This is a genomic window from Ramlibacter sp., assembly GCF_035706265.1.
Lineage (GTDB): Bacteria > Pseudomonadota > Gammaproteobacteria > Burkholderiales > Burkholderiaceae_C > Ramlibacter.
Genome location: NZ_DASSVG010000576.1, coordinates 1 through 2,537, shown reverse-complemented (window position 1 = coordinate 2,537; position 2,537 = coordinate 1). Strand labels below are relative to the sequence as shown.

The 2,537-nt window shown below is 69.7% G+C and carries 4 protein-coding genes; all 4 read right to left on the bottom strand.

Going from position 1 to position 2,537, the window contains the following annotated elements; translation table 11 throughout:
- Window positions 1–689, bottom strand: a 689-nt coding sequence (gene dapA, locus VFM98_RS20665) for a 4-hydroxy-tetrahydrodipicolinate synthase (protein ID WP_325111777.1), incomplete at its 3' end; no start/stop codon positions are given.
- Window positions 690–719: 30 nt separating this feature from the next.
- Window positions 720–1,259, bottom strand: a complete 540-nt coding sequence (locus VFM98_RS20660; RefSeq protein WP_325111776.1) for a class I SAM-dependent methyltransferase — start codon at window positions 1,257–1,259, stop codon at window positions 720–722.
- Between the two features lie 232 nt (window positions 1,260–1,491).
- Window positions 1,492–1,623, bottom strand: a complete 132-nt coding sequence (locus VFM98_RS20655; protein WP_325111775.1) for a hypothetical protein — start codon at window positions 1,621–1,623, stop codon at window positions 1,492–1,494.
- Window positions 1,623–2,537, bottom strand: a 915-nt coding sequence (locus VFM98_RS20650; protein ID WP_325111774.1) for an MFS transporter, incomplete at its 5' end; no start/stop codon positions are given. The genes VFM98_RS20650 and VFM98_RS20655, both read right to left, overlap by 1 nt.

The window sequence follows — 2,537 nt, the reverse complement described above, 5'->3', positions numbered from 1 at the left end:
TTCGCTTCGCCCGCGATGGCGGCGACGCACAGTTCGTGCATCAGGCGCGGCGCCACGTTGGCCGTGACGCTCACGTTGCCCTGGCCGCCGCACAGCATCAGCGCGACGGCCGTCGGGTCGTCGCCGGGATAGATGGCGAAGCCCTGGGGCGCCTCCTTGACCAGCCACTGGGCGCGCTCGATGTTGCCCGTGGCCTCCTTGATGCCGACGATGCCGGGCACCTGCGCCAGCCGCAGCACCGTGTCGTGCTGCATGTCCGCGACCGTGCGGCCGGGCACGTTGTAAAGCACCATGGGCAGGTCGCCGGTCTCCTCGGCCACCGCCTTGAAGTGCCGGTACAGGCCTTCCTGCGTCGGCTTGTTGTAGTAGGGCACCACCTGGAGCTGGGCGTCCGCGCCGACCTTCTGCGCGTACTTCGCCAGCGCGATGGCCTCCTGCGTGGAGTTGGCGCCGCAGCCGGCCATGATGGGCACGCGCTTGCGGGCCTGTTCGACGGCGACGCGGATGATCTCCTGGTGCTCCTCGACATCCACGGTGGGCGATTCGCCGGTGGTGCCGACGACGCAGACGCAGTCGGTGCCCTGCTCGATGTGCCAGTCCACCAGCTTGCGCAGGGTGGGGTAGTCGACGCTGCCGTCGTCGAGCATCGGGGTGACGAGCGCGACGATGCTGCCAGTAATCGGTGTCATGGTGGGTTCCCGGGAATACGGCGATTCTAGCTAGAGCGTGTAACGGGATCTTGTAGGGCCGGGCCGCTCGCGCACGGCCGCGATCCTCTGCAGGAAGCGCGGCGGCGGCTCCAGGAAGCCGTCCTCGAACGCGACCACGCGCAGCTCGGCGCCATAGGCGCGCAGCAGTTCGCCGGGGGCGAGCAGGAAGTCGGGCCGGGAGGGCTTGCCGACGGTCTCGTTGCCCTGGGCAAAGGTCTCGTGCAGCAGCACCCCGCCGGGGGCGACCGCCGCCAGGATCTGCGGGAAGAGCGGGCGCCAGAGGTAGTTGGTGACGACCACCGCGTCGAATTGCCGTCCGGCCAGGGGCCAGGGGCCGTTCTCGATGTCCGCTTCGATCGTCTCGGCCACGCCCTGCAGGGTGGCGAGGGCGGGGGCGTCGCGGTCGACCGCGGTGACCTTGTGCCCGCGCGCCGCGAACCAGCGCGCGTGGCGGCCGCCGCCGCAGGCGAGGTCGAGGACGGTTCCGTTCGCGGGGACCAGGTGGGTCCAGCGGCGAATCCAGGGGGAGGGGTCTTCGGTGCCGTGCATGGGGCGGATCACTCCCGTTGAGGCGTACCCGGGAGACGCGAACCTCCAAGGCGGCGCGGCGCAGGACCGGGTGGGGACTGTCCGTCTCCGGAAGTAGAGGAGGAGGCACTGGCTTCAGCCAGTGCCGGGGGACATGGAGTGAGACGGACAGTCCCCTCCCGGTCCGGCCCGAGGGCCACGGAGCTCCCCTGCATTCGTCCCCGCGTTCCTCCCTGGAGCCAGCGCGCGCCCGTCACTGGAAGCACGCCCAGATCATGTCCCCGATGCTCACCATCATGTCCGGCCGCGTGTAGAGCGCGAACACGCCCGCGAGCACCACCGCAGCGACGGCATAGGCAGCGATCCTGCGGGCGCGCGACGCCATCACGCCCCCTGCGGCACCGGCGTGCGCGCGATCGGCGCTTCCCGCACCGGCAGATTCACGATCGCCGCGAACACGCCCAGCGCGATCGCGAGGTACCACACGATGTCGTAGCTGCCCGTGCGGTCGTACAGCAGGCCACCCAGCCACACGCCCATGAAGGAGCCGATCTGGTGGCTGAAGAACACGAAGCCGCCCAGCATCGACAGGTGCGCCACGCCGAAGATGTTGGCGATGGTGGCGTTGGTGGGCGGCACGGTGGACAGCCACAGCAGGCCGATCACGGCGGAGAAGATGTAGACCGACCACGGCGTGAGCGGCGCCAGCAGGAACAGCGTGATCGCGATCGAGCGCCCGAAGTAGATGGCCGCCAGGATCTTCCGCTTGGCGAGCTTCTGCCCCAGCATGCCGACGATGTAGGTGCCGAACACGTTGAACAGGCCGATGATGGCCAGCGCATAGCTCGCCACCTGCGGAGACAGCCCCTTGTCCTTCAGGTAGCTGGGCATGTGCACGCCGATGAACACCACCTGGAAGCCGCACACGAAGTAGCCCGCCATCAGCAACTGGAAGCTGGGGTAGCGGAAGGCTTCGGCCAGCGCCTGCAGAATGGTCTGCTCGCGCTTGGGCGCGTGGGCGCCGCCGAGGCCCGGCTCGCGCAGCCCGATCGCCAGCGGTGCGATGAGCAGTGCGGCCGCCGACAGCGCCAACAGCGCCCCCTGCCAGCCAAGGCTGCCGATCAGCGTCTGCTCCACCGGCACCATCAGGAACTGGCCGAAGGAGCCGGCCGCCGCCGCCACGCCCATCGCCCACGAGCGCTTGCTCGGGTCGATCTGGCGGCCGATCACGCCGTAGACGATCGCGTACGTGGTGGCCGCCTGCGCCGCTCCGATCAGCACGCCGGAGGTCAGCGCGAA

Coding starts and splice junctions, on each gene's coding strand:
- VFM98_RS20660 (WP_325111776.1), bottom strand. CDS start 1,259: ATGCACGGCACCGAAGACCCCTCCCCCTGGATTCGCCGCTGGACCCAC.
- VFM98_RS20655 (WP_325111775.1), bottom strand. CDS start 1,623: ATGGCGTCGCGCGCCCGCAGGATCGCTGCCTATGCCGTCGCTGCGGTG.